The organism is Planctomyces sp. SH-PL62 (assembly GCF_001610895.1).
Lineage (GTDB): Bacteria > Planctomycetota > Planctomycetia > Isosphaerales > Isosphaeraceae > Paludisphaera.
Genome location: NZ_CP011273.1, coordinates 4073531 through 4094665 on the forward strand (window position 1 = coordinate 4073531; position 21135 = coordinate 4094665).

Genomic DNA, 21135 nt, shown 5'->3' on the forward strand with positions numbered 1-21135 from the left:
AGGTGGGGGGGCGGCGCGACCGCCCCCCCTCGCGGCTTACTTCAAGTACTTGGCGAGCCAGTCGTGGACCTCGCGCCACCAGACGATCCGATTGGCCGGCTTGGCGATCCAGTGGCCCTCGTCGGGGAACCAGACGTATCGGCTGGGGACGCCCACGCGCTGGAGGCTGGTGAACATGCCCAGGCCCTGGACGTCCGGGACGCGGAAGTCGAGCGCGCCGTGGATGACCAGGGTCGGCGTCTTGAAGTTCTCGGCGAAGAGGCTGGGGGAGCGATCGAGGTAGTGTTCGAGCTTCTCCCAGGGGGGGCCGCCGTACTCCCAGTCCGGGAACCAGAGCTCCTCGGTCGAGCCGTACATGCTGACGAGGTCGAAGACTCCCGCGTGGCTGACGAGGGCCTTGAAGCGGTCGGTGTGTCCGCAGATCCAGTTGACCATGAAGCCGCCGTACGAGCCGCCGGCCGCCGCGACCTTGTCCTCGTCGAGGAACGAGTAGGTCGCCAGCGCGTGGTCGAGGCCCTTCATGAGGTCCTCGTAGACCTTGCCCGTCCAGTCCAGGCTGATCTGGTCGGTGAACTTCTGGCCGAAGCCGGTCGAGCCGCGAGGGTTGATCGCCACCAGGGCGTACCCCGGCGCGGCGAAGAGCGGGTAGTTCCAACGCCCGTGCCATTCGTCGTGCCAGGCGCCTTGCGGGCCGCCGTGGATCAGGAAGAGGACCGGGTACTTCTTGTTCGGGTCGAACCCCGGCGGCTTCATGAGCCAGCCTTGCACCTTCGCCCCGTCGGCCCCCTCGAACGTGAACGACTCCATCGGCGACAGGTCGAGCTGGGCGAGCAGGGGGGCGTTGTGCGACGTGAGGGCCTTCGCCTCGGCGTCCCCGCTCTTGTAGTAGACCTCGCCCGGCTTGTCCCCGGTGTGGTGGAGGTACGCGAACGACTCGCCGCCGGGCCCGACCGAGACCGACGCGTTGGCGCCGCCCGTCGCCAGCTTGTGAGATCCGTCCCGGGCGCCCGAGGCGGGGAGTGCGACGATCGGGACCGTCCCGTCGTCGTCGATCGAGGCGATCAACTCGGTCGGCGACTTCCAGGCGAAGCCCTGGATCGGGCGATCCAGATACGAGCTGGCGTCGATCGTCTTGTCGGTCGCCAGGTCGCGGATGCGGAGGACCCACAGGTCCGACTCGAAGCCGGGCCGGGCCTGGCTGATGTAGGCGAGACGCCCGCCGTCCGGCGAGAACTCCGGGGAGCCGTCGGCCGCCGGGTTCGACTCGGTCAGGTTCTTCGGCTCGCCGCCGCCGACCGGGACCAGCCAGATGTCGGTGTTGGTCGACCAGGCGTGGTTCTCGATCGGTTCGGCGGTGAAGGCGAGCGTCGCGCCGTCGTGGGACCAGGCGTAGTCGCCGGAGCCGCCGAACGGGGCGGGGGGGGTGTTCACTTCGAGCTTGGGGGTCAGGTCGACGGCCTCGCCGGTCTTCGCGTCGGCGACGAAGAGGTGGCTCTTCTTCCCCTCGTCCCAGGCGCTCCAGTGGCGGACCATCAGGTGGTCATAAGTCCGGACCTTGCTCTTGGACTCCTCCTTCACCTTGTCCTGCACGGCCGTCTCCTCGGGCGACTTGCCGGGATACACCTGCGCGGCGAAGGCGATCCTGTCCCCCTTCGGGGACCAGAGGGGACCGTCGACGTCGATCGGCAGTTTGGTGAGCTGCCGGGCCTCGCCGCCGTCGATCGGCAGGAGCCAGATCTGCGCGGAGCCGCCGCGACTGGACACGAACGCGAGGGTCTTGCCGTCCGGGCTCCAGCGGGGGTGGTTGTTGGTCCCCGGCGCGGAGGTCAGCTTCCGGGGCTCGCCGCCGGCGGTAGGGACGAGCCAGAGGCTGCTGTTCGTCTTGCCGGCTTCCTTGTCCAGCTCCGAGACGACGTAGACGACCGCCGCGCCTTCGGGCGAGACCTGGGGGTCGCCGACCGACTTCACGGCCAGCAGGTCGTCGATGGTCATGGGCCGTTCGTCGGCCCTCGATGTCGCGGCGATCGTCGCGGCCACGAGTGCTCCCGTCATCCAGCGTTTCACGATGCGATTCCTCCCTACGTCCTACGTCGATCGAACGTGACTCACACCCGACCGTGCGACATCTTGACCAGGACCGGCGTGAGGGCCAGCATCAGCAGCCCGGGGATCAGCGCCATCACCCCGAGGAACAGCCAGAGGTTGAGGTGATAGGGCTCGATCAGGTTCTCCATCGCGCCGGCCAGGAAGTTGGCGGCGGCCGTGCAGAGGAACCAGAAGGCCATCATCAGCGACGCGATCCGGGGGTGCGACAGCTTGTTCACCAGCGAGAGCCCGATCGGCGAGATGAACAGCTCGGCGATCGTGAAGATCAGGTAGACCGAGACCAGCCAGAGCGGCGAGATCAGCCCTTCCTTCGAGTTCTGGTCCGCGAAGTACATCACGCCGAAGCCCAGGCTCAGGAGCACCAGGCCGAGCCCCTGCTTGGCCACCGAGGGGAGCGGGAACTTGCGCTCGGCGAGGGCCGTCCAGAGGATCGCGAACAGCGGCGCCAGGGTGATGATGAAGACCGGGTTGATCGCCTGGAAGAGCGAGGCGGGAACGTCATAGCCGAAGATCTGACGATCGGTCTTCTCGTCGGCGAACAGGTTGAGCGTCCCGCCCGACTGCTCGAACCCCATCCAGAACAGGATCGAGAACAGGCTGATGACCACGATCACGCCGATCCGCTGCCAGTCGACGATCGTGAACGGCTCGTGCAACTCGGCCATCTCGGCCTTCGCCTTCGGCTCCGTCAGCCAGAGGAACAGGATCAGGCCGCCGACGAGCAGCCCCCCCTTGTAGAAGAAGTTGAGGGCCGGACGCAGGTAGTCGTCCTCGCCCTTCGGGGCGAGCCAGGCGGGCGACCAGATCGGCTGGAGCGAGGGCCAGGCCGCGATCAGCCCGTAGACCAGCGCGGCGAGGGCCGCGGAGATCGCCGCGATCCCGACCCAGTCGCGAGGCCGAAGCGTCGCCCCGGGGACGACCGGCTCGCCCGGAGGCAGCCCGGCGCCCTGGAGCAGGCGTTGCGTGAACATGAACGTGAGCAGCCCCAGGATCATTCCGATCCCCGCGCTGGCGAAGCCGTAACCCCAGCCCCAGCGCTCGCCGAGCGTCCCGGCGATCAGGGGCGAGAGGAACGCGCCCAGGTTGATGCCCATGTAGAAGATCGTGTACGCGCCGTCGCGACGGGAGTCCCCCTGGGGGTAGAGCGAGCCGACCATGACCGAGATGTTCGGCTTGAAGAAGCCGTTCCCCACGATCATGAGGCCCAGGCCCAGGTGCAGCAGCTCGGGCTGGCTGAGCGCGAACTGGCCGAGGGCCATCAGGATCCCCCCGACGAAGACCGCCTTGCGTTGCCCGAGATAGAGGTCCGCCAGCCGGCCGCCGATCAGGGGGGTCAGGTAGACGAGCCCCGTATAGATCGCATAGACGCCGAGGGCCTCGCCCCGCGAGTAGCCGAGGGCCTTGGTCAGATACAGCACCAGCAGCGCCCGCATGCCGTAGTAGCTGAATCGCTCCCACATCTCGGTGGTGAACAGGGCGTAGAGGCCGGGGGGATGGGCCTCGACCTTCGGCGGTTCCGGGGCGAGGGCGGTGGGGTCCACGGTCTGCGACATTGGGCGTTTCCTCGGCGCGGAGGTGATGCGGACGGCCGTGCGCGGCTCGGCCTCTCCCTGGGCCCGACCAGATTAAACGAAGCCGCGCGCCAACCCAAGCCTCTCGACCGGAACCGCGTCAGTCGACCTCGGGCGTCGGGACGGCGCGGGGGACGGGCTCGCCGCCGTGGTCTTCCTTCAGCCATCGCAGGATCCAGGGCATCGTGACGACCGGGCCCGGATCGGCGAACAGCAATGGGGCGCGGATCAACTCGGCGTGGTTGGCCGCCAGGACGACCGGCTCGGGCGCGCCCGGCAGGCGGGTCGACTCCACCGTCACCGCGCCGTCGCCCGTGCCGTCGGTCAGCTCGTCGAGGATCGGCGCGACCTCGCCGACGGCGACCTGCGTCAGCACGGCGAACGGTCCCGCGTTGCGGGCCACCAGGCCGAGCTGGTCCTCGAATCGCTTCCGAGCCTCGGCCGTCAGGAGGCCGAGATTCCCCGCGATGATGTGGTAGGGGACGGCCTCGTTCGGCGCGGCGGCGTTGATCCGCTTCAGGAAGTCGCTGCCGGGGAGCATGTCCTCGGCCGACCGGCCGGGGCCTTCGGAAAGCTCGGCGAGCGCCTGGGTCGTCCGCTTGCTCCGGACGGCCGACAGCCGCGAGATCATCTGGAGCACCGGCTGGAGCCGGGCGACGTGCGCGCCCTGGTTTACCGGGGCGATCATGATGAACGAGTCCACGTCTCCCGCGCCACGCCCCGGCCCTTCAATATAGGCGCGCGCCACCAGCGACCCCATCGAGTGGGCGAGGATCGCCCAGGACCGACGCTCGCCGACCGACTTCCGGAAGGCCTGCCAGTCGGCCCGGAACTCCTCGCAGGAGTCGTCGAGCTTCTGGTTGTCCGGGTAGTCGAACGTGACGACCCCGTACCCGGCCTCTTCCAGCAGGGGGATCATGTGCACGAACCCGGCGGACGATGAGTTCAGGCCGTGGACCAGGCAGATCGTCGGCCGGGCGGGGTCGTTGGGGCGATAGGACGGACGGGGACGGAGGCTGTGCCGGGTCCGCCGGTTCGACGCTTCCTCGGTACGGCTCGCAAGCTGATCCAGCCGCTCCCGCCAGGCTTCCCGCGAGTCGTCGCGACCCAGGGCCTCGGGGACGAGCAGGACGACGGAGTCGGTGGTGAACTCGATCCCCACGGCGTCACCCAGGCTGTCGCGGAGCAGGTTGCGGCCGAGCGCCCCGGCAAGCCCGCGAACGGGGAGATTCAGGTCGGCGGCCGGGGGCCTGACGTCCTGGGCCGTCGACTCGGCCAGGGCCGCGACGATCCGGGAGACGGAGACGGCCCCCTCGGCGTCGACGGCGATCTCGACTCGACGATCGGCCGTCCCGGTCGCTCCGAGAAGCACCACGGCGAACCAGGCCCAGGGGAGGAGCTTCCTCGACGCGGCGGAGGGGGCGGCCTGTCTCATGATCGGGTCGCGTCCTTGGTGACCTCGGGGGGGGATAATCGCCAAGCATGACGAAGACGGTCCCGGCGTTCAAGTCGAGCAGGTCGTTGCCCCCGTCGTTCCGGCGGCTTAGCATGTGGCCCTAGCGGCGACGTCGGCCCCCTCTTTTCCTCCCTTTTCCGCGACCCCCATCACCAGGGAGCCTCGGCCATCATGTGCAGGAACTTCCACGCGACCGCCCTCGTCGGGCTCTGGCTGGCCGTCGCGCCGGCGATTGCGACCGCCGGGACGTATCCCCAACTCGTCGCGACGAAGTACGCGAAGGGCGCCGCGCTGCCGGAGGGCGTCGCGCGGCCGGTCCCGACGTTCGACGAGGTGGATCGGTCGAAGCTGCCGAAAGGCCTGACGGTCCTCGCCGCCGCCAGGGCCGCGAACGGGCGGGTCTGGGTCCTGACCGACGACGGCCCGTTCCGCTCCACGGCGACCGGCTACGAGCCGCTCGAAGTCGGCCCGCGCCATCCCGAGCCCGGCCAGCCCGGGGTCGACTGGAACACGAAGATCCAGACGATGACGGCCGACCCGCTGGGCCAGATCTGGGTCGGCACCGACCGGGGGGTCGTCCTCTGCGACGGCGAGCAGTGGTGGCTGAAGCTGGGGCGTCGCGACGGCATGCCCTTCGAGGATATCAACTGCCTCCACCTCGCCGCCAACGGCGACGTCTGGGCCGGGACGCCCGAGGGCGCCTGGCGGCTCCGCGACGGCGCCTTCCGCTACTTCTGGGGCCGGCGTTGGCTGCCGGACAACCAGGTCGAGGCCGTCTGGACCGACGAGAAGGGGCGGGCCTGGCTCGATACCAAGGAGGGGGTCGCCTGCATCGAAGACGTCTCGACGACCCTCGCCGACAAGGCCGCGCACTATGAGAGCATCCTCCAGAAACGCCACAACCGCCGGGGCTACATCGCCGGGATCGACCTGAAGACGCCCGGCGAGGTCGACGGCGAGACGATCTTCGACGTGAGCGACAACGACGGCCTCTGGACCTCCATGTATGTCGCGGCCCAGGCCCTGCGATTCGCCGCCACCCAGGACCCCGCGGCGCGCGAAGCGGGGGGGCGGTCGCTGAACGCCCTTCTCGACCTGGAGCGACTCTCGGGAATTCCCGGTTTCCCCGCCCGCGCGATGGTGACCGACGAGGAGATCGCGGCCGGCGTCCGGGGCTTCGACCCGGAGGGCAAGGTCCACGCGATCGGTGAGACCGCCAAGGTCTGGTATCGCTCCCCGACGAATCCCGGCCTCTGGTGCAAGGGGGACACCAGCAGCGACGAACTCGACGGCCACTATTTCGCCTGGTTCCTCTACCATGAACTGGCCGCCGACGACGCGCAGAAGGCCGAGATCGCCGCCGTCGTCCGCCGCGTGACGGACGGCATCCTCAAGAACGACTACACCCTGGTCGACCACACCGGCCGCAAGACGCGCTGGGGGATCTGGTCGCCCGAGCTGATCAACCAGCACCCCCTGCATCACGACCTGAGGCCCCTCAACTCGATCGAGATCCTGATGTTCCTGAAGGTGGCCGAGCACATCACCGGCGACGCCAGGTACGCCGAGGCCGCCGACCGCCTGATCAAGGACCACCACTACCTGCTCAACAGCCTGCTCATGCGACGGCACGAGGGGGGCCGCTGGGCCGACATCAACCACTCGGACGACGAACTGCTGTACCTTTCGTACTACCCCCTGCTGGTGCTGGAGAAGGACCCCGCCAAGCGTCGGATCCTCGTCCAGAGCATCGCCCGGACGTGGGAGCCGAACGAGGGCGAGCAGACGATCCGGGCCGAGCGGAACCCCCTCTACAACTTCATGTACGGCGCGACGACCGGCCGCCGCTGCGACGTCGAGGACGCTCGCGAGACGCTCCAGGACTGGCCCTGGGACCTGGTCTCCTGGACCACCAAGAACTCCCACCGTCACGACGTCCGGCTCCGGCACGAACCCGGGCGTCGGCGGATCAACGCGGTGCTGGACCGCGTGCTCTCACCGGCCGAGCGAACCCAGGCCCGCTGGAACGCCAACCCCTGGCGGGCCGACTGGGGGAGCGACGGCCGCCACGAGGACGACGGCGTCGCCTGGACCCTCGCCTACTGGCTGGGCGTCCATCACGGCTACCTCTCGCCCGACGAGTGATCGACGCCTCCGCCTGCGTCCGTCCCCGTCGCGTCGAAGTCGATCTTCAGGCGCGTCGGGGCGGCGAGTGTGACGTCGAGCCAGAGCGTGCGACCGTCCCACGCGAACAGGTCGGGGGCCAGCGGGGCGTCGTCGAGGAACAGCCTGGGCTCTCCCTTCGGTGCTCCGATCAGCTCAAAAACCGGGTTCACGCAGGGGACCTCGGGCCGGATGGCGACCTCGATCGAGAGACCGTCGACCGCGAGTGAAACGCTCCGACGCTCGGGCGACCAGCCCTCGAACGCGACTTGCCCCCCCGTCACGGTCAGCGAAGGAGGACGGGTGTAGCTCCGGGCCCATTGCAGCAACCGGTCGTCGTCCGCGTCGGTCATGCCGATCAGCCACGCCCAGCGCCGGAACGCGAGGGGCCGGGCCTTGCCAGCCGCGTCGAGCCCCGTCCCTCGACTCTCCGCGATCGGATCGGGGCGGGAGGCCGCCCAGCTCATCACGCTGTTGTGACAGGGGCTGATCGCGATCCGATCGTCGATCTTCGACCCGGTGGCGTTCCCCCGGGCGAGCGGCCAGTGGCTCCCCCAGTAGCAGGGGGTGACCAGGAGGCCCTGGTCCTGGAACGGACCGAAGACCACCGGCGGGAAGGCCCGATCGCCCGGGTTGAAGCAGATCGCCGCCTGCTCCTCCCGACGATTGAGCCGGAGTCGGTAGATCGCCGGCGCGGCACCCCCATTGGGGGCTTCAGACGGGTTCCGGATCGGGAAGCGGTACGCTCGCTTCGTCCCATCCAGCGCGATCGCATCGACGAGGTCCTCGGGCAGGACGTCGAAGGGGAAGGCACCCTGCGGGGTCAGCACGATCAGCTCGCTCAGCTCGTACTCGGTCGCCGGGTCGGTCTTGAGGCTCACCACGCGGGTCCCGAAGCCGTCCGGGTAGAACGTATAGTCCTCAACGGCCTGGTCGCCCCAGACCTGGTAATTCAGGTCCGTCGACTGGTACGTCCAGCGCACCCGGACGCGGGCCGGGGTCGATTCGAGGATCGTCACCCTCCCGTAGCGCAACTCCTTGTCCATCAGGGGTTCCACGCAGTCGACGGCGTCCGGCTGGCGGGTCAGCACCTCGGCCCATTCGTAGCAGGCTCCGGTGTTGTGGCGACCGGCCCAGAAGGGGACGTAGCTCGACCCCCGCCAGAAGACGAACCGGGCCCCGTTCGGGAAACGGACCACGACGTCCTGGAGGGCCGGATTCCATCCCTTCGCGTAGTCGAGCGAGGAGAAGGCGCCCGTCGCCGGATCCCGCACGGAGATGGGCGCGTCGTACCTTAGTTTCGTCTCGTAGGCCCCGAACGCGGGACGATCGGCGACCTCGCGGACGAGCATCACCGGGACCTCCCGGCTCCAGAACCCCTCCCCGTCCGCCCCGGTCAGGGCGACGTGCAAGACGTCGCGATCGGCCGAAGTCGCGGGATGCGGAAGGTCCACGCGAGCCATCGCCCGCGTCCCGTCGGCCAGCGGCAGGGGGCGGGATACACGCCTGTCGGCCTCGGAGGCGAACCAGGCGGTCACGAGGGCTGCCGGCTCGTCGCGTCCCCGCAGGATCGCGGCGACCTCGACGACGCCGGACTGGCCGGGACCCAGGAGCAGCCAGTCGGACGGGGGGAGGATCGTCCCCAGGTCGACGGGGTTCACGACCGTCTCGGGCCGTGCGACCGCCTCCGCCTCGAACTCGGGCCGAGGGACGGCCAGGCGGTCGACCTCGACGGCGTCGGCGAAGAGGATCACCTCGGACGCGTGCCCGTCGACCTCCACCCGGGCGATGAACGGGGCCCCGGTGGAGAACTCGAGGTCGCGGCGGGCGGACTCGCGACCGTCGTGGACCTGGGCGAGCTGGAACTTCGCCGGCGGCGGGAGTTGGTTGATCCCGACGAGGACCGCGACCGGGCGGCCGACCCGATCGAGATGGAATGGAGGACGCCAGGGATGCGTCGGCTCCAGGGCGAGCGTCGCGCGGGGCGACGGAGCCTGGGGAGGGTCGGCCGTCGCGAACGGGATTCCCAGAACCAGCCAGGCGAAGGTTGCGAGCAGGGTCTTCATGGCGGGATCGGCCTCCCGGTGCGACATCGAGCGGAGCGAGTTGGAGCGCCGGATCGTATCGCGGCCCGAGGGGCGGGGCAATCGGCCGTCGCGGTTGGGCGGGTCCTGGCGGCGAGGGCTCGCGAGCCCTCCGATCGGGAGAGGAAACCCCCTCGGCAGGGTCGGGGTTTCCGACTTCAGGCCTGCGTCCGATAATGGACCTTATGTTTGTTTCGGGAGGCCGGCCGGCTTACGCGAGCCTTCGGGCCTCCCCAGGCCGCTTGAGCGTCCCGACTCCTACCCGGAGAGCTTCGTGATCCACCAGCAGACTCTGACGATCCCGACTCGCAGTCGAGGGACCATCGAGATCACCGCCGAGCTCGAACGGATCGTGTCCGAATCGGGCGTCCGGACGGGCCTCTGCAACGTCTTCGTCCATCACACGAGCGCGTCGCTGATCGTCTGTGAGAACGCCGACCCGAGCGTGCGTCAGGACCTGGAGCGGTTCGCCGCCCGGCTGGTCCCGGACGGCGATCCGCTGTTCCAGCACACGCTCGAAGGTTCCGACGACATGCCCGCCCACGTCCGGTCCATCCTCACCCAGACGGCCCTGACGATCCCGGTCGTCGACGGCTCGCTTGCTCTGGGGACCTGGCAAGGGACCTTCCTCTGGGAGCATCGAACGAGCCCCCATTGGCGGTCGGTCCTCGTGACCGTGATGGGCGAGGCCTGAACCGCATGCAAAGCATGCACGCTTGACGGGGCGGTTCCGGCTTCGAAACGGAACCGCCCCTCCGACGATCCCCAGATCGTCGGAGGGGCGGGGCTCCATCGGCCCGCGGGCCGGTGGTTCGAGTGGCTCGACCAGACGCGAGGCGAGCGTCAGTCCGCCTTGGCCTTCCAGGTGGTCCAGTCGGCGAGCGGGTTCTTGGAGGTCGGGTCGATCTTCGGGCCCTTCCAGTCGGCCGGGGCAAAGAACGCAACCTTGTCGTTCGTCGAGGTCGAAGGCGTGACCGTCACGCTGACCGGCTTCGGGGCGGCGGCCGGGGTCGGGGCCGACACGTTGACGACGGGGGCGGACGCGGCCCGGACGGGCTCGGCCTTCGTCGCGGAGGTCGTCGAGACGACCGGGGTCGCGGACCTCAGCGACCGACCGTCCCACTTCTCGCTGGTGCGGAAGTCCTGGGCGACGTTCTGGCCGGTGACCGAGACGTCGACCTGCTTGATCACGACCGAGTTCTCGCTGGCGGTGACCTGGTAGCGTCCCTTGGCGAGCGGGATCTGATAGCCGCCGGAGTCCCAGCTCTTGGCCGACTGGGTCTTGCCGGTGTCGAGGTTGGTGGCGTCGATCGAGACCCCCCCCTTCCCTTCGCCGGGCGTGTAGAAGTCGTCGCCGTTCTTGTCGTCGTAGACGACGCCGACGAGCTGGGTGGGGGCGTCGGAGCGGCTGCCGAAGTTCTGGGTCACCACGACCGGGCCGAGCTTGCCGCCGCCGGGACGGGCGCTGGTCTTGACCACGCCGACACCGACGTCGGTGAAGGCGTCGCTCGGGGCCACGCCGGGCTGGATCAGGTTGCGGCGGTGGCCGGCGTCGGCGACCCCCCAGTCGTACAGGAAGGCCTGCATGGCGTTGTCGACGCTGTTGGCGTAGGCGAAGGCGTTCTCGCCGGTCGAGTCGGCCTTGTAGCCGGCCGCCTTGATCCGGTCGTCGGAGGAGGAGCCGTCCGAGCCGGTGTGCGACTGGTACTGGTTGTCGGCCATGTCCTGGCTGTGCTGCTGGGCGGCCTCGGCGAGGTCGCCGTTCCAGGCGACCGGCGGCAGGGGGCGGCTGGAGGCGATCGTCGACTTCACGGCGTCGACGTCGACGTTGTAGTGCTTGAGCGTGTTCTTCACCTCGGAGCTGACGTTCTGGGTCAGCCACTGGGCGGCGGCCTGCGGCGTGGTGCGGGCCATGTTGATGAGCTGGAGGGCGAGTTGCTGGTCGTTGTTTGGGGCGGCCGACGAGAGCAGCTGGCGATCCTCGAGGTTCTCGAAACGCAGCGTTCGTCGTGACGTCGGTCGAGCCATACTGACCTCCCTGTCTATCGGCAAGCGGCCGGTCCCATGGACGCGGTCGGTGTCGGCGATCTTCCGTGTCCGCCCTATACATCGTGCCGGATGACTACGACGACTTTAATGAAACTGCTTGATACAATGGTCGTCGTCGTCCTCACAGCGATCTACCCATTGAGCAACGGGCGTGCCACGACCGGGAAAAAGATTGCCCAGCCCCCTCCCCCGCCCTTCAAGTCTCGTAAAATTCGGATGTTACGTCGTGACACCCCTCGGCTCGCCGCCGATGTTCCACGGTTTCACGCGAAGGGCGATTCCCGGAACCTGCCGCCGGGTGTCAAGAGGAACTTACAAATCGGCGGTTTTTACAAGCCCGGGCGAGGCCTGGGAATCGTCGAAAGTTTCGCTAAAGATTCAGGTTACATCGTCCGCAGGGGCATTCTCGACGGTGGCCGGGGCGGGCTGCACGGGCCGCCCTTTGCTTGTCGGTCGGGGGGTTTCCGATTAGCCTTGGAGACCGATGCTCGATCCTCCGGCTGCGCCCGGAATCCGCCTTTGTTGGAGCCTCCCGCCATGATGACCGTGGACGTCGCGCTTACGAAGATCCAAGAGGCCGAGCGGGGGGGCCGGCTGTCGGCGACCGCCGCCGCCGGGATGAAGCGCTGGCTCGAAGAGGCTCCGTTCGCGCGCTACCGCGAGAAGCTCCTCCACGACGTCGAGGCCGAGAACTGGAAGCAGTTGGACAACGCCTTCTTCACCGTCCTGGAGTTCGGCACCGGCGGCCGTCGGGGCGTCATGTACCCCATCGGGACCAACGTCCTGAACGATCGCACCATCGCCGAAAGCGCGCGCGGACTGGCCGACTACATCCAGGCGAAGAAAGGCCCCGGCGCGGCCTGCTCGTGCGTGATCGCCCGCGACACCCGCCACAACTCGCCCGAGTTCGCCGAGCTTTGCGCCCGGGTGATGGCGGCGGCCGGCGTGAAGGTCCATCTCTTCAAGGACGCCCGCTCCACCCCCCTGCTCTCGTTCGCCGTGCGGCACCTGGGCTGCGACGCCGGCATCATGATCACGGCCTCCCACAACCCCCCCGCGGACAATGGCTTCAAGTGCTACGCGGCCACCGGGGGCCAGGTGATCCCCCCGGACGACGCCGGGATCATCGCCTGCGTCGAGCAGGCGTCCGACCGCGACATCCCCGAGAAGTCGCTTGAGGACGGCCTGGCCGACGGTTCCATCGCCTACGCCGGCCCCGAGGTCGACGAGGCCTACATCCAGGCCGTCGTCGGCGAGTCGGTCAGCCACGCGCGAGGGGTCTCGATCGTCTATACGCCGCTGCACGGCGTCGGCGAGTCGTCGGTGGCCGCTGCGCTGAAGGCCGACGGCTTCATGGACGTGAACATCCTGGCCTCCCAACGCACCCAGGACGGCGACTTTCCGAACGTGCCGAACCACGTTTCGAACCCCGAGAATCCGTCGGCCCTGGCGGCGGCGATCGCCGAGGCCCGCGCCACCGGGGCGGACCTGGTGCTCGCCAGCGACCCCGATGCGGACCGCGTCGGCGTCGGCCTCCCCAAAACCGCCGACCCCAAGGGCGAGTGGACGACCCTCGACGGCAATCAGATCGGCGTCCTGATCGCGGCCTTCGTCATGAAGCAGTACGCCGACCGCGGCCGGCTCCGCCCCGATCACTACCTCGTCACCACCCTGGTCTCGACCCAGATGGCGAAGGCGTTGGCCCGTCGCGAGGGGGTGCGGATCGAGGACGACCTGCTCGTCGGCTTCAAGTGGATCGCCGAGCGGATCGACGCCGCCGGGCCGGTCGGCTTCCTGTTCGGATTCGAGGAATCGCACGGCTACGTCAAGGGGACCTACGTCCGCGACAAGGACGCCGCCGTCGCCTCGCTGCTGTTCGCCGAGCTGGCCGCGACCTGCAAGGATCGCAGCCAGAGTGTGCTCGAATACCTGGACGACCTCTACGTCGACGTCGGCCATTACGGCGAGCGGCTCATCAACAAGACCTACACCGGTCGCGAGGGGCTCGACAAGATCCGCTCGCTCATGAAGGCGTTCCGCGAGGCCCCGCCGAAGACCGTCGCCGGCCTCCCCGTGACCGAGGTCTACGACTACAAGACCCACGAGATCCGCGACCTGGTCGGCTCGGGCGAGGCCCGCCCCCTCCCCCAGCCCTCGGGCGACCTCCTGCTCTTCCACACCGGCCGCGAGGGGGTCCGCTTCGCCGCCCGTCCCTCGGGTACGGAGCCCAAGATCAAGTTCTACCTCTTCGCCCGCACCGCCGTCGACGGCCCCGATTCGCTCCCGGCCGCCAAGGCCGATACCGAGGCGGTCCTTGACCAGATGACCCGTGACATCGAAAAATACCTCGAGGACGTGAAATAGGTCGACACCCACGCGTCCGGGCCGCCCCGCCGGGGCGGCCCGCGCGTCCGCGGAGCCCGCATGTCTGACACCAAGGCCGAAGACGCGCCCAAGCCCGCCGAGAAGGTCCGCAAGTTCCCGAATACGCCGGGCGTGTATCTGATGAAGGACTCGCAGGGCCGGGTCATCTACATCGGCAAGGCGAAGAACCTCCGCGCGCGGGCCGGCTCGTATTTCAACAAGGCGGCCGAGCAGGACCGTCGCATCGTCAACTGGATCGGCGAGGTCGCGGACGTCGACCATCTGCCGGCCGACAGCGAGGTGGACGCCCTCCTGATGGAGGCCCGCCTCATCAAGGACATCCAGCCCAAGCACAACCGGGATCTCAAGGACGACAAGAGCTTCCCCTACCTCCAGATCACCACCGGCGAGGACTTCCCCCGCGTCAACTTCACCCGCGAACCGCTCGACTCCGGCGTGAAGCTTTACGGCCCATTTCCCCGGGCCAAGAGCCTCCGGGGCGCGCTCCAGGTCCTCCAGCGGATCTTCAAGTTCCGCACGTGCTCGCTCGACATCGAGGAGGACGACCCCCGCTGGCGCTGGTTCCGCCCCTGCCTGCTGGCCTCGATCGACCAGTGCACCGCCCCCTGCAACCTGCGGATCGACCGCGAGACCTACCGGCGCGACATCCACCGCCTCCGCCTCTTCCTCGACGGCAAGAAGGACGTGCTGCTCAAGGAGATGGACGAGGAGATGCGCGAGGCCGGCAGGGCCCTGCAGTTCGAGAAGGCGGCCCGAATCCGCGACGAGATCAAGGCGCTCATGAACCTCAACCTCCGGGGCGACCTGGCCAAGCACGCCCAGCCCGAGGTCTTCTACATCGACCCCCGAAAGGGGCTCAAGGGGCTCCAGCGGGTCCTCCACCTGGAGTCGACCCCCCGCACCATCGACGGCGTCGACATCGCCCACCTGGGGGGGACCGAGACCGTCGGCTCGCTCGTGACCTTCGTCGACGGCCTCCCCTTCAAGCCCGGATACCGCCGCTACCGGATCAAGAGCGTGGCGGGCATCGACGACTTCGCCTCGATCCGCGAGGTCGTCGGCCGCAGGATCGACGGCCTCCGCGAGCGCGACGAGCCGTTCCCGGACATCTTCCTGATCGACGGCGGCAAGGGCCAACTCCACGCCGCCCTCGACGCCTTCGAGGCCAAGGGCGTCACGCCGCCGACCATCATCTCGCTCGCCAAGCGCGAGGAGGAAATCTACGTCCCCGGCCGACCCGACCCCATCGTCCTCCGCCGCCGCGCCTTCGCCCTCCGCCTCCTCCAGTACGTCCGGGACGAGGCCCACCGCTTCGCCCAGCACTACCACCATATGCTCCGCAAGAAGCGGGTGCTCGGCGAGGACGAGTGATCCCAATTGGCTTCGATCGTACCAGCCGGATTTCGAAGCCAATTGTCTCAAAGTCTGTCTAGGCATGATTTTATGAGTCGTCGGCCGGCCTTGCAATTGGGTTCGTTCGGCGTTTTTCGTGAGGCTCCTCACTTAACTCCCCCGGGTTCCGGCGACACCCCGATCGCCGCCTCCCGACCCCCTCGAGCTTGTGGTGTTAACTGAGGGGCGTCCTTTTCGTTCCATCCTCATCAAGCCGTCCTCAAGCTCCGCGAGGCACCGGCCGATCGACGTCCGGCGCGAGGCGCGGTCCCGCAGAGTAGAGGATGCCCATTTATCCGTAATGGCGCGGCCGAACTTCGCACGCCGACGCCTGACCGACCCCGCTTTCATCCGACCGCTGCAGACCTGGATGGATCTCTCAAGGGCGCGGGTCGTCGAATCGGCATGGCCGGGATCGGTCGCTTCGACTAGACTCCCGCGCCGGCTCGGCTGAGGGAGCCGGGATGCGTCGATGAAGACATTCGTGACGGCGACTCGGGCCGGGGCCCCAAGTTCGATCGTCCAGCCACAGCCCCGACCCTGCCGAACGACCTATCCCGGAACGATGCGGTTTCGGGGAAGGCGAGGATCGCGAGGCCGGGGATTCCCAGGGATGGGGAGACTTTCATGAGCACGGGGACGCACGGGAGATTGTTGCTCGTCGAGGACGAAGACGTGCTGCGACGGCTGGTCCACCAGTTCCTGGAGCTCGAGAACTATGAGGTCGCGCCGGCCGCTGACGGCCAGGAGGCGGTCGAGGTGTACGCCGATCGCGGCCCCTTCGACGTGGTCCTGCTCGACCTGAACCTGCCCAGGTTGCCGGGCGTCGAGGCCTGCCGGCAGATCAAGCGGATGAACCCGGCGCAGCCGTTTCTGGTCTGCAGCGCGGCGATCCTGGAGTCGCATTTCGAGGCGCTCGCCGCGCTCGGCGTGCACGACACCCTGGGCAAGCCCTACCACCCCAGGGAGCTGCTTACGCGGATTCGGTGCCTCATGGGGACCGTCGCCGACGCGACGGCGGGCGGCGTCCATCCGGGAAGGCCCTGGCGGATCGACGGCGGGGCGGCGACGGGACGTCGGTCGTCCGCCTTGTCGGAAGCTCGTGCGTTGGAGTAAGCTGAGGGGATCGTGCGCGAGGGAGCGGAACCGTCCGGAGCCCATCGCGAGCCACTTCGCAAGGCCACGCCTTGCCGCTCATCCTTTCTTTTCTCGGAAGATGCGAGGGACGGTTTCATGGCTGGGAAACCGCTGAATCGAATGGAACTGCGACGCCAGAGCGAGGCCGCGGAGCCTCTCGATCCCATGGAGGACGAGAACGACGCGGCCGTCGAGGACGTCGAAGAAGAAGAGGTCGTCGGCCGGCGTCCCAAGAAGAAGGCCAAGGCCCCGGCGAAGACCAAGGCCAAGACCTCGCGCGCCGCGAAGCCGGCCGCCCGCATGAAGATCGTCTGGGTGGTCATGAACGACGCCTACAAGGCCGTCGGGACCTTCGAATACAACCAGAAGGAAGCCGCCGAAGCCCGGGCCGCCGAATTGACCGCCAAGGGCAAGGGGACCCACTTCGTCCAGCGCACCAAGGAAGAGATGCCGGCCGACGCGCCGGGCATCGGCGCCTCCATCCCGCGCCCCGAAGTCACGCCGTCGCGGGCGAAGGCCGCCGCCAAGGCGGCCGTCAAGGCGGTCGAGGCCGTCGTCGAGGACGAGGTCGACGACGACGATGACGACGACGAGGGCGATACCGACGTCGAAGACGACTCCGACGACGACGACGAATAAGCCTCACGACGCTGAGGCCTCCGCACCCCGGACTCGCCTCGACCACGCCCGGCGTGGTCGAGGCCCCCTCTCTCTCGATCAAATCGGTCTCCCCTTCGCCTTCCCCGTCCCGCCTCGCCGGCTTTCGCGGGTTCCCGCTCGCAACGGCGGATCGCTCCGGATACCCTGGATTTCCACCCCGGACGCCCATCCGGCCTCGGCCTTCGCGCGCGAGGCCTCGACGCATTCCACCCGAGGAACCCGCCGCGATGCTCCTCTCGACGGTCCTGCTGTTCGGCCTCCTCCCCGCCGTCCCGGCCCAGGCCCCGACGTCTCCTCCGGTCGAGGAGCTGGCGACGGTGGCCGAGAAAAGCGGCTTCAAGGCCACGGCGCGTCACGAGGACGTCGTCGCGCTTTGCCGTAAACTCGCCGAGAAGTCGCCGAACGTCGTCTTCTCCGAGCTGGGCCGATCCGACGAAGGCCGCCCCCTGCCCCTCCTGATTTTCGCCGATCCGCCGGTGAAGACCCCCGCCCAGGCGGCCGCCTCGGGCAAGCTCGTCGTAATGGCGATCGGCGACATCCACGGCGGCGAGGTCTGCGGCAAGGAGGGGCTGCTGATGCTCGCCCGCGAGCTGGCCGTCGAGCCCCATCCCGAGTTGCTCAAGAACCTGATCGTCGTCGTCGCCCCCCTGTACAACGCCGACGGCAACGAGCGGATCGCCAAAGACAATCGCCCCGGCCAGGTCGGGCCCGAGGAGGGGATGGGCGTCCGCGGCAACGCGCGCGGGCTGGACCTCAACCGCGATTTCATCAAGCTCGAAGCCCCCGAGACCCTCGCCCTGGTGAAGTTCCTCAACGAGTGGGACCCCCACATCGTCCTCGACACGCACACGACCAACGGCTCGCACCACCGATACACGATCACCTATGACGGCCCCCGGAACCCCTCGGGCGACCCCAGCCTGATCCGGTACGCCCGGACGAAGCTCTTCCCCGCGTTGACGGCCGCGTTCAAGCAGACCACGGGGCTGGATTCCTACTACTACGGCAGCTTCGGGGGGGGCCACGACCGATGGGAGGGATTCCCCGCGCTGGGGCGATTCGGCACGAACTACGTCGGGCTTCGCAATCGGATCGGCATCCTGTCTGAAGCGTACGCCTACGCCCCTTACGAGACGCGCGTGCTGGCCACCCGCGACTTCGCGCGGGAGTGCCTGAAGTACGCATCGACGAATCAAGATGAGATCAAGAAGCTGCTGGACGACGCCCGCAAGGCGGCGGAGGTCCGGTCGCCGGCCGAGCCCCGACGCGTCGCGCTCCGCTCCGAGCCCCGTCCGCTGGCCGACGCCGAGCCGATCCTGGGCTACGTCGAGAAGGAGGAGGACGGCCGTCGCGCGGCGACGGACGAGCCCCGCGACTACCGTTCGAAGGTCATGGTCGACTTCGAGGCCGTCGAGACGGCGGTCCGCCCCTTCGCTTACCTCCTCTCCGCCGACCAGGCCGAGGCGGCCGCCCTGCTCCAGCGCCACGGGATCCGGGTGGAGGAGCTGCGCGAGGACCTCGACCTGGAGGTGGAGGTCTCTCGCATCGACGAGATCACCCGACCGGAGTCGTCGGGATGGGATCGCCAGGACGTCCGCGAGCTGCGGGTCTCGCCGAGGACCGAGCCCCGCCGCGTGCTCGCCGGAACCCTCGTGGTGCGCGACGCGCAGCCGCTCGGGGCGCTGGCCGCCTACTTGCTCGAACCGCGCTCGGAGGACGGGCTCGCGACCTGGAGGACGTTTCCCGGCCTCAGGGCGGGGGATGACTTCCCCGTGCTGCGGCTGGCCGCGCCGGCCGAGCTTCTGACGACCCCCGCCCGGGATTACGCCGAGCCGAAGTCGGGCCTCCCGATCCGTTTCGACGCGGCGGGACGAGTCGTCGACGGCTCTTTCGGCGGCTCGGCGATCGGCGTCGAATGGCTGGACGACGAGCACTGGCTGCGAGGGGGACGCGACGGCGTGCTGAAGGTCGACGCCCTCACCGGCCGCGCCGAGCCGTTCGTCAAGTCGGATCAACTCTTGCAGGCGCTTCGGCTCATCCCCGGTCTCGAAGAGAAGGCCGCGGAGGAACTCTCGCGACGGCTGGCGTCGGACGTCGTCGCGGGGGACCGTCCCCCGTCGTCGCGCCCCCGGCTCGATCCGACCCATAAGGCGCTCCTCTTCGAGCACGAGCACGACCTTTATTTCGTCGCCCTCGACGGCTCGAAAGGGGTACGACTCACGAACGCCCCCGGCGACGAGACCGACGCCCAGTTCAGCCCGGACGGGCGACGGGTGAGCTTCGTCCGCGACTTCGACCTTCATGTCGTCGACGTGGACGCCCCGACCGAGCGGGCGCTGACCACCGGCGGGACGGACGCCCTGCGGCGCGGTCGGGCCGACTGGGTCTACTTCGAGGAGATCTTCAATCGATCGTGGACGGCCCACTGGTGGAGCCCCGACTCGCAGCGGATCGCGTTCCTGGAGTTCGACGACGCCGAGGTCGGCACGCTGACGATGCTCCACGACGAGGAGTCCCCGCGCCGGGTGGAGGTGAATCGCTATCCGAGGGCCGGCGAGCCCAACCCCCGCGTCCGGCTGGGGATCGTTCCCGCGCAGGGAGGCCCGGTCCAGTGGGCCGACCTGTCGAGCTACTCGGCCGAGGCTTTCCTGATCAGCGGCGTGAGTTGGCGCCCCGACTCGCGTTCCGCGTTCGCGTTCGTGCAGGACCGAGTCCAGACCTGGCTCGACCTGCTGGAAGTCCCCGCGGACGGCGCCGCTCCCCACGTCCTCTTCCGCGACCGGACGAAGGCCTGGATCGCCGACCCGAGTCCCCCTTCGTTCCTGGACGACGGCTCGTTCCTCTGGCTGAGCGAGCGCGACGGCTGGAAGCACATCTACCATTACGCGACCGATGGTTCTCCGAAGGGGAGACTGACCGAGGGGGAATGGGAAGTTCGCTCGATCCAGCACGTCGATCGCGCGACCGGCGAGGTCGCGTTCCTCGGCACCAGGGACGCGCCGATGGCGACGCAGCTCTACAAGGTGCGGCCGGGGGGGGCCGTCGAGCGGATCACCTCGGGAGTCGGGAGTTACCAGACCGAGCACAGCCCTGACGGCCGCCGCTTCGTTGCGACCTGGTCCGACCTGTCCACGCCATCGCGCGTGAAACTCCACGCCGCCGACGGATCGTTCGTGAGGACGGTCGACTCGAACCCCGTCCACAAGATCCAGAGCTACCGCTTCGGGCCTCGCGAGCGGTTCCAGATCCCGACGCGGGACGGGTTCCTGATGGAAGCCGAACTGATCCTGCCGCCGGACCTGGACCCGAACGTCAAGCATCCGGTCTGGTTCACGACTTACGGCGGTCCGCACACGCCTGTGGTCAACGACGCCTGGGCGAACGGCCGTGTCTGGGACCAGGCTCTGGCCGCGGAGGGCTTCATCGTGTTCCGCGTCGACCCCCGCCCGGCCAGCGGCAAGGGGGCGGCCTCGGCGTGGACCGCCTACCGGAAACTGGGCGTGCAGGAGCTTGAAGACGTCAAGGACGCGATCGCCTGGCTCAGGCGAAAGCCCTTCGTCGACGGCGACCGGATCGGCATGACCGGGCACAGCTTCGGCGGCTACCTGACCGCCTTCGCCATGACCCACTCCGACCTCTTCGCCTGCGGGATCGCCGGCGCGCCCGTCACCGATTGGCGCGACTACGACACCATCTACACCGAGCGGTTGATGGGGCTCCCCCAGGACAATCCCGAAGGCTACAAGGCGTCGTCGGTGGTGGCCGCCGCGAAGGACCTGCGCGGCAAGCTGCTCCTGGTGCACGGCTCGGTCGACGACAACGTCTCGGTCCGCAACACGATGCGACTGGTCGAGGCGCTTCAGGAGGCGGGGAAGGATTTCGAGCTGATGATCTATCCCGGCTCTCGGCACGGCATCGCCAGCGGCCACTACAGCAGGCTGATGCTCGACTTCATTCGTCGCAAGCTGGCGACGCCGAAGGCCGCCGCCCCCTGCCCCGATCCGATTCCGGCCTCGCCGCCCGCCCAGGCGGCGACGGCGGGCTTCGTCCATCCCTGATCGGCGCAACGACGAACGGCCGGTCGGGGCGAGCCCGACCGGCCGTCGATGTCGCATACGTTTCGTCGGTCAGG

Annotated in this window: 12 protein-coding genes; 7 read left to right on the forward strand and 5 right to left on the reverse strand. The window is 68.7% G+C overall.

Annotated features, from left to right (window positions below):
- Window positions 1-36: 36 nt before the first annotated feature.
- The 3 genes from VT85_RS15820 to VT85_RS15830 all read right to left on the reverse strand — a co-directional run bounded on the left by VT85_RS15820 (window position 37) and on the right by VT85_RS15830 (window position 5112).
- Window positions 37-2064 (reverse strand): S9 family peptidase, encoded by a 2028-nt coding sequence (locus tag VT85_RS15820; protein ID WP_197490782.1) that lies wholly within the window; start codon window positions 2062-2064, stop codon window positions 37-39.
- A gap of 41 nt (window positions 2065-2105) precedes the next feature.
- Window positions 2106-3659, reverse strand: a complete 1554-nt coding sequence (locus VT85_RS15825; protein ID WP_068417178.1) for a peptide MFS transporter — start codon at window positions 3657-3659, stop codon at window positions 2106-2108.
- A 118-nt stretch (window positions 3660-3777) separates the two neighbouring features.
- Complete coding sequence (locus VT85_RS15830) at window positions 3778-5112, reverse strand: esterase/lipase family protein (RefSeq protein WP_068417181.1); 1335 nt, start codon at window positions 5110-5112, stop codon at window positions 3778-3780.
- A 192-nt stretch (window positions 5113-5304) separates the two neighbouring features.
- Between VT85_RS15830 and VT85_RS15835 the strand changes: the two genes are divergently transcribed.
- Entirely contained in the window at window positions 5305-7278 is a 1974-nt protein-coding gene (locus tag VT85_RS15835; RefSeq protein ID WP_068417186.1) for a hypothetical protein, read from the forward strand.
- On the opposite strand, the gene VT85_RS15840 is transcribed toward VT85_RS15835, so the two are convergent.
- Complete coding sequence (locus VT85_RS15840; RefSeq protein WP_156512891.1) at window positions 7257-9362, reverse strand: hypothetical protein; 2106 nt, start codon at window positions 9360-9362, stop codon at window positions 7257-7259. The two genes, VT85_RS15835 and VT85_RS15840, sit on opposite strands and share 22 nt — an antisense overlap.
- Before the next feature lie 292 nt (window positions 9363-9654).
- On the opposite strand from VT85_RS15840, the gene VT85_RS29280 reads away from it, so the two are divergent.
- The gene (locus VT85_RS29280; protein ID WP_068417191.1) at window positions 9655-10074 is read left to right on the forward strand and encodes a secondary thiamine-phosphate synthase enzyme YjbQ; all 420 of its coding nucleotides are present in this window, start codon (window positions 9655-9657) and stop codon (window positions 10072-10074) included.
- Window positions 10075-10223: 149 nt separating this feature from the next.
- Here the strand turns inward: VT85_RS29280 and VT85_RS15850 are convergent, their stop codons facing one another.
- On the reverse strand, window positions 10224-11408 hold the full coding sequence (locus VT85_RS15850) for a CAP domain-containing protein (protein WP_068417194.1): 1185 nt from the start codon (window positions 11406-11408) through the stop codon (window positions 10224-10226).
- A 558-nt stretch (window positions 11409-11966) separates the two neighbouring features.
- Between VT85_RS15850 and VT85_RS15855 the strand changes: the two genes are divergently transcribed.
- The 5 genes from VT85_RS15855 to VT85_RS15875 all read left to right on the forward strand — a co-directional run bounded on the left by VT85_RS15855 (window position 11967) and on the right by VT85_RS15875 (window position 21061).
- Entirely contained in the window at window positions 11967-13793 is a 1827-nt protein-coding gene (locus VT85_RS15855; protein WP_068417196.1) for a phospho-sugar mutase, read from the forward strand.
- A gap of 60 nt (window positions 13794-13853) precedes the next feature.
- Entirely contained in the window at window positions 13854-15185 is a 1332-nt protein-coding gene (locus VT85_RS15860; protein WP_068417199.1) for a UvrB/UvrC motif-containing protein, read from the forward strand.
- 648 nt (window positions 15186-15833) lie between these two features.
- A complete protein-coding gene (locus tag VT85_RS15865; RefSeq protein WP_082858639.1) occupies window positions 15834-16322 on the forward strand; it encodes a response regulator transcription factor in 489 nt (162 codons plus the stop codon).
- Window positions 16323-16439: 117 nt separating this feature from the next.
- Window positions 16440-16982, forward strand: coding sequence for a hypothetical protein (locus tag VT85_RS15870; protein ID WP_068417204.1), 543 nt, complete (start codon window positions 16440-16442; stop codon window positions 16980-16982).
- A gap of 248 nt (window positions 16983-17230) precedes the next feature.
- A complete protein-coding gene (locus tag VT85_RS15875; RefSeq protein WP_068417207.1) occupies window positions 17231-21061 on the forward strand; it encodes a DPP IV N-terminal domain-containing protein in 3831 nt (1276 codons plus the stop codon).
- Window positions 21062-21135 lie beyond the last annotated feature (74 nt).

What these genes read in the sequence shown, in the direction of transcription:
- VT85_RS15850 (WP_068417194.1), bottom strand. Translation starts at nt 11,408, where the DNA reads ATGGCTCGACCGACGTCACGACGAACGCTGCGTTTCGAGAACCTCGAG.
- VT85_RS15870 (WP_068417204.1), top strand. Translation starts at nt 16,440, where the DNA reads ATGGCTGGGAAACCGCTGAATCGAATGGAACTGCGACGCCAGAGCGAG.
- VT85_RS15825 (WP_068417178.1), bottom strand. Translation starts at nt 3,659, where the DNA reads ATGTCGCAGACCGTGGACCCCACCGCCCTCGCCCCGGAACCGCCGAAG.
- VT85_RS15865 (WP_082858639.1), top strand. Translation starts at nt 15,834, where the DNA reads ATGAGCACGGGGACGCACGGGAGATTGTTGCTCGTCGAGGACGAAGAC.
- VT85_RS15840 (WP_156512891.1), bottom strand. Translation starts at nt 9,362, where the DNA reads ATGAAGACCCTGCTCGCAACCTTCGCCTGGCTGGTTCTGGGAATCCCG.
- VT85_RS15835 (WP_068417186.1), top strand. Translation starts at nt 5,305, where the DNA reads ATGTGCAGGAACTTCCACGCGACCGCCCTCGTCGGGCTCTGGCTGGCC.
- VT85_RS15875 (WP_068417207.1), top strand. Translation starts at nt 17,231, where the DNA reads ATGCTCCTCTCGACGGTCCTGCTGTTCGGCCTCCTCCCCGCCGTCCCG.
- VT85_RS15830 (WP_068417181.1), bottom strand. Translation starts at nt 5,112, where the DNA reads ATGAGACAGGCCGCCCCCTCCGCCGCGTCGAGGAAGCTCCTCCCCTGG.
- VT85_RS15855 (WP_068417196.1), top strand. Translation starts at nt 11,967, where the DNA reads ATGATGACCGTGGACGTCGCGCTTACGAAGATCCAAGAGGCCGAGCGG.
- VT85_RS15860 (WP_068417199.1), top strand. Translation starts at nt 13,854, where the DNA reads ATGTCTGACACCAAGGCCGAAGACGCGCCCAAGCCCGCCGAGAAGGTC.